6 protein-coding genes are annotated in these 6,458 nt (G+C 37.8%); all 6 read left to right on the top strand.

The window, feature by feature from the left end; all coding sequences use genetic code 11:
• The coding region (locus PX481_RS05915; protein WP_288093972.1) for a type III pantothenate kinase at positions 1-364 on the top strand (364 nt) is incomplete at its 5' end.
• A 70-nt stretch (positions 365-434) separates the two neighbouring features.
• Complete coding sequence (locus tag PX481_RS05910) at positions 435-1,502, top strand: NAD-dependent epimerase/dehydratase family protein (RefSeq protein ID WP_288093971.1); 1,068 nt, start codon at positions 435-437, stop codon at positions 1,500-1,502.
• Between the two features lie 76 nt (positions 1,503-1,578).
• Positions 1,579-3,102 (top strand): ArnT family glycosyltransferase, encoded by a 1,524-nt coding sequence (locus PX481_RS05905; RefSeq protein ID WP_353852184.1) that lies wholly within the window; start codon positions 1,579-1,581, stop codon positions 3,100-3,102.
• Positions 3,103-3,141: 39 nt separating this feature from the next.
• Positions 3,142-4,413: a glycosyltransferase gene (locus PX481_RS05900; RefSeq protein ID WP_288059902.1), complete on the top strand. Its 1,272-nt coding sequence runs from the start codon at positions 3,142-3,144 to the stop codon at positions 4,411-4,413.
• 27 nt (positions 4,414-4,440) lie between these two features.
• The gene (locus PX481_RS05895; protein WP_288093969.1) at positions 4,441-5,505 is read left to right on the top strand and encodes an NAD-dependent epimerase/dehydratase family protein; all 1,065 of its coding nucleotides are present in this window, start codon (positions 4,441-4,443) and stop codon (positions 5,503-5,505) included.
• A gap of 10 nt (positions 5,506-5,515) precedes the next feature.
• The gene (locus PX481_RS30045; RefSeq protein ID WP_502888576.1) at positions 5,516-6,397 is read left to right on the top strand and encodes a hypothetical protein; all 882 of its coding nucleotides are present in this window, start codon (positions 5,516-5,518) and stop codon (positions 6,395-6,397) included.
• Positions 6,398-6,458: the final 61 nt, after the last annotated feature.

Raw genomic sequence — 6,458 nt, 5'->3', positions numbered from 1 at the left:
GGGAGCAATTTTACCCGGGTTAAAGGTGCAATTAGCCAGTTTAAGGGAACGGACGGCAGCCTTACCAGAGGTGTCCTTACCGGAAAGATTACCGCAGATGTGGGCAAAAGAAACAGCAGAAGGGATAAGAAGTGGGATAATCTATACAATTTTGGCGGGAATAGAAAAATTCAGTCTGGAATGGTTAAATTTATATCCAGAGAGCGGGATAATTTTAACGGGGGGAGATGGGGACTTAATTAGGGATTACTGGCAAGAAAACGCCATTACATCACTCCTAGTGGATAAGACGATCATTTTTCAGGGAATTGCCGCAGTTAAGGGAATCTCCTCGGGTTTAATTGACAAAGGCGAACATATCTAGTAAAGTCGGGGAAAGTTTTCCCAACCTGGGAAATTTCTCAACAACTAGGCAAAAAATTCAGGATATAGTTATGGCGATCATTCTAGTAACTGGTTCTGCTGGTTTAATTGGTTCCGAATCAGTCAGGTTTTTTTGTGATCGGGGTTATACCGTCGTTGGCATCGATAATAATATGCGTCAGGTATTTTTTGGCGAAGACGCTTCAACGGAGTGGAATCGAGCCAAATTATCCCAAGATTACGGGGATAAATATATTCACCATGCTGTAGATATTCGGGATCATGAAGCTATTGCAGCTATATTTAAAACCTATAGTCATGATATATCCTTAATTATCCACACGGCGGCGCAACCTTCCCACGATTGGGCAGCAAAGGATCCCTATATGGATTTTAGTGTCAATGCTAACGGAACTTTAGTATTATTAGAAAATACTCGTCAACACTGTCCCCAAGCAGTATTTATTTTTTGTTCCACCAATAAAGTTTATGGGGATAGACCGAATGAATTGCCTTTAGTAGAAAAAGAATTACGTTGGGAAATCTCCGAAAATCATCCTTATTTTGCTCAAGGTATTGACGAGTTGATGAGTATTGATGCTTGTAAACATTCTTTGTTTGGTGCCTCGAAAGTGGCAGCGGATGTGTTAGTCCAGGAATACGGGCGTTATTTTGAGATGAAAACTGCCTCTTTTCGCGGCGGTTGTTTAACCGGTCCTAGTCATTCGGGAACCCAATTACACGGGTTTTTATCCTACTTGATGAAATGTACGATGATTGGCAAAGAATACAGTATTTATGGGTATAAGGGTAAGCAGGTACGCGATAATATTCATAGTTACGATCTGGTCAATGCTTTCTATCATTTTTATCAGACCCCGCGAGTAGCAGAAGTTTATAATATCGGTGGTAGTCGCTTTAGTAATTGTTCCATGTTAGAAGCTATTCAAGAATGTGAAGCGATTGCGGATAAAAAGTTAAACTGGCAGTATGTAGAGACTAATCGTATTGGTGATCATATCTGGTGGATTTCTGATGTGAGTAAGTTTAAAAATCATTATCCTGATTGGCAGTTAACCTACACAGTAACAGATATTCTCAAAGAGATTTTTAGTCAAAACGTTAGCCGTTGGTTATAGTAGAGCATTAGATTACTATGTCAAAACTACCTGGGTGTGTGCGTATATGCATTTAAAAAACTGGAGATGGTCAAATATGCTTGCTTCTAAATCATGGACTGAGAAAATATTGTTGTTAATTTTTACAGCTTGCTTAATCCATAGTTTTTGGGGGATTAGCAGAGGCTGGAATAATCCTTTGATAGATGCTCAGGCCTTTCGTCAAACTCAAACGGCCATCTCGGTCTTTTATTTACTCAAAGGTAGTCCTTGGTTGGCCTATGAAACCCCTGTTTTAGGAGTGCCTTGGTCAATTCCGATGGAATTTCCGCTCTATCAAGGAATAGTGGCAATTTTAGTGAAGCTATTCCAGACTCCCCTTGACCAAACTGGTAGATTTGTGAGTGCTTTTTTCTTTTATTTAAGTTTGATTCCTATATATGTAATCCTATCTTATTTACAAGTAGCGCGAGCTTTCCGTTGGCTGTTTTTGAGTTTATTTTTAGCCAGTCCCCTTTATCTGTTTTGGGCCAGAACATTCATGATTGAATCAACTGCCCTATTTTTCTCTTTAGCTTACCTTGCCTGTATTGCTGTTTATTTTCGCTATAAATCGCCAATTATTGCCTTATTAGCCTGTCTTTTTGGAATCGCTGCCAGTCTGACTAAAGTAACGACTATGGCTGGATTTTTAATTTTAGCTTGTGTCTGGATAGGTATTAATTGGGTTAAGAAAGACTCATCTCGTAACTTAGCGAAAGATTTATTGATACCGGTCGTTGTCTTTATCATCATACCCTTCCTTCTGGCAAAAATTTGGGTTAACTTTGCCGATGCCCAAAAGCTACTCAATCCCATGGCAGCAGATCTTATCACCTCGAAAGCTTTGAGAGATTGGAACTTTGGAACTATCGCTCAAAAATTATCTCGGTCAGAGTGGAGAAATTATCTAACTAGGACTCTAAATGACGTTTTTGGCGGATTGATAATCAGCGTTATGGCTTTAGTAATATTACCAATTTTCACCTCAAAAAAGTTACTAAGTTATGGCTTAAGTTTACTATTTATATTGACAGTTGCCATTTTTACCAATTTGCATTTTGTTCATAACTATTATCCCTATGCTAATGCTATCTTTCTCCTCGGTGCTTCTGGATTTACCATCATGGGGTTAATAGAGAAAAAACGGAAAATTTGGCAGTCTGTAGGCTGGTTTTTCCTGGCTTTAATTTTGTTATCACAACTGCAATTTTACCGAGCTTTCTGGTATCCGACAAAATTGCATGGTAAAATTTACTTAGAAATTGCCTCTCAAGTCCAAAGTATTACTTCTCCTGAAGGTGTTTTGTTAATATACAGACGTGACTGGAATTCATTGATACCTTACTACAGTCAACGTCGTGCCTTAATGATTTATAGTAAAGCAAGTGAGGAAGAATCAAAAAATGCTCTCTACGAGTTATCAAGAGCTAATCATCAAGTTGATGCGATAGTTTTTTGCAACGAAACAAGAGAAAACCGAGAAGATAAAAAATATTTAAATAGCCTGTATAATCCTAATGACAAGCCCGTTTTTTCTAACAAACGTTGTGATATATACACAACAAGACACGGTAAATAAGAGATAATTATCTGTAATTTATATTGAGTTGAGTTCCTTATGTTAACTAAAATCTACAACAATAAAATTTTCCGATTTCTCATTGCTGGGGGAGTGGCATTTTTAATTAACTTGTTCTTAATTTATTGGTTCATTGATGACTTGGGATTTAATACCCCATTTCTGAAGAATGTTGCTAATGTTATTTCGATAGAAATATCTTTAATTGCTAGTTTCTTTATCTATAGAATCTGGGTGTGGACTGGGGGAGATTGGACAATCAGAGATGTGATTTTGATACAACTTCCTCTCTATCATCTCTCGGCAGGTTTAGCAATTTTACTGCGAGTTTTTTTGATATTTCCCTTCTTAAATTGGTTGGGAATTAGCCCCGGAGTCAACACAATGATTGGGGTTTTAGTGGGGGCCAGTATTAACTATGTTGCCAGTGATAGCCTAGTTTTTAAACCCAAGAATAAGACTAATGAGACAGAAATGTACTATCCCGAAGGATTAGCACCAGCTTTCGAGATGGACGGTTACTCTCACCCACGTCAATCAAGGGATAACCATGGGGTAAAAACCCTATCAATAATTATCCCTGCTTACAACGAAGAAGATTGCATCGAAAGCACTACTCACTTAATATCCGAACGTTTAGAACGGGATAAAATTGATTATGAAATCCTAGTGGTTAATGACAATAGCAAAGATAACACCGAAGCAGTTCTGCAAAAAATCAACCAAGAAAATCCTCGGATTCGCTACATCAATAACTATTATCCCAACGGTTTTGGTTTTGCGGTACGCTGTGGATTAGAAAATTTTAGCGGGGATGCAGTGGCAGTAGTAATGGCAGATAATTCCGACTCTCCCGATAACATGGTGGACTATTATTATAAACTCCAAGAAGGCTACGATTGCGTTTTTGGTTCCCGTTTTATCAAAGGAGGAAAAGTTATTGATTATCCCATGCACAAGTTATTCATTAATCGTTTGGCTAATCTATTCATTCAAGTTTTATTTGGGCTAAAATTTAATGATACCACTAACGCCTTTAAAATCTATCGTAAGGATGTTATCGAAGGAATCTCACCTCTACTGTCTCACCATTTTAACTTAACAGTAGAGATGCCCTTAAAAGCAATCGTGCGAGGATATTCCTATACGACAATTCCCATCACTTGGCGCAATCGTACCACGGGGGTTTCCAAGTTAAAACTCAAGGAAATGGGCAGTCGTTATTTATTTATAGTTCTCTCTATCTGGTTAGAAAAACACCTTTCTAGAGGCGACTATAAGCGCAAACAGAAAAAGAATCAAGTTGTTTGATAATTATCATCTAGAGGAGTATTTTTGATGACTAGGCAAGTGTTAATTACTGGTGGTGCGGGTTTTGTGGGCAGTTCTTTAGGTTTAGGATTAGCCCAACGTTATCCCGATTGGAAAATTATCGCCTTAGATAACTTAAAACGTCGCGGTTCTGAATTAAATATTCCCCGTATCAAACAGGCGGGAATTGAGTTTGTTCATGGAGATGTCAGAAATGCGGAAGACTTAGAAGCATCCGCTTTGCCAGTGGATTTAATCCTAGAATGTTCGGCAGAACCTTCCGTTTTAGCTGGTTATACTTCCCCCGGCTATGTCTTGCAAACCAACTTAATTGGAACGATTAACTGTTTAGAATTAGCTAGACAAACCCAAGCTGATTTTATTTTTCTCTCCACCAGCAGAGTTTATCCTATTGCCTATCTTAATCAATTAAACTATACAGAAACAGATACTCGTTTTCAGTTATCTGAACAGCAAAATTTACCTGGGGTTTCTGCTTTTGGTATCGCGGAACAATTTCCCTTAGATTTGCCCCGTTCTCTCTACGGTTCCACTAAGTTAGCATCGGAATTGATTATTAATGAATATGGGGATGCCTACGGATTAAGAACTTTAATTAATCGCTGTGGAGTTTTAACTGGTCCTTGGCAAATGGGAAAAGTTGATCAGGGAGTTTTTGCCCTTTGGGTGGCTAATCATTACTTTCAGAAGTCCTTAAAATATATCGGTTATGGGGGTACAGGGAAACAGGTTAGAGATTTTCTTCATGTAGCTGATTTACTCGATTTAATCGATATTCAGATTGCTAATTTAGAACAATTCAAAGGGCAGACTTTTAATGTGGGGGGTGGGCAAGATTTTTCCTTGTCTCTTTACGAAACCACAAAACTATGTCAAGAAATCACGGGCAATAATATCATGATTGAGGCAATTCCCGAAAATCGCACCGGAGATATGCCAATTTTTATCACTGATTCTCGCAAAATCAGTTCTATAACTGCATGGCAACCCCAGCGAGACGGTAGAAAATTAATCCAAGATATTTTTGATTGGATTCACACCTATGAAAAGGACTTAAAAGGTATTTTTTAACTGAACAATTATGCAGAAAAAATCTTTCAAATCACCTGTAGTCGTCAAAGGAATACTAATTATCATTACTGCCTACTTTTTTCTGGCAAATTTGCCTATTATTGATTGGCTAGAAATTGGTTTAGATGCTTCTTGGGCTTTTGCTATTAGTGATGCTGCCCATAAACAGTTAATTTTTGGACAAGATATTATCTTCACCTATGGACCCCTAGGCTATCTGGTTCATGGCACATCTTTAAATCACAACTTTTCCCAAATTATCTATTTTCGCTGGTTGATACACCTTTGTCTATTAGCAGTAGTTATTCTCAGATTATTATTTATTAAGGACTATAGCAATCAAATAGTTTTTGTGCTGTCAATTATTTTTGCTACCCTAGTAGGAAATCCCTACAACAGTATCGGCTTTACTGTTGATTATCAGATAACATTTATCCTTTTGATACTCATGTCTTTTGATAACTTTTTTCAAAAGTACATCAATTATTTGGCTATAGCTATTGGTATGATCAGTGGGTTCTCTATACTCACCAAACTAACTCTAGGAATTTATCTAGCAGGCAGCCTGTTTATCTACATATTTGTTAATATTTTTCGGGGATATTTTCAGAAGTCACCATCGATAGTTATTAAAAATGTTCTCGCTGGTATTAACTTAACTTTAACCATTCCTTCCATTGCCTTTATTTTTCTCTATCCAGCCTCTTATAACCGAGCCTTTATTCACATTATAGTTAATCTTTGCATTGCTGGAGGAGTAGCTTTAACTCTCTGGTTTATTGTCAGATCCCGCCGCCCATCGGCACCCCCCTTATGGTTCTTCGTTACTTGGTATGGTTCGATAGGGGGGCATAAATCGACTAAATCCTTATCTGGCAAGAGACTTAATTGATTAGTTCGCTCTAGAGCAAAAACAATTGACAAAAATCGCTAAATGCCTTTCTCTATAAGGG

The organism is Microcystis sp. M53603_WE2 (genome assembly GCF_030065435.1).
Note: the sequence above shows the minus strand (reverse complement) of the source record. Positions and strands in the feature narration are given on the sequence as shown.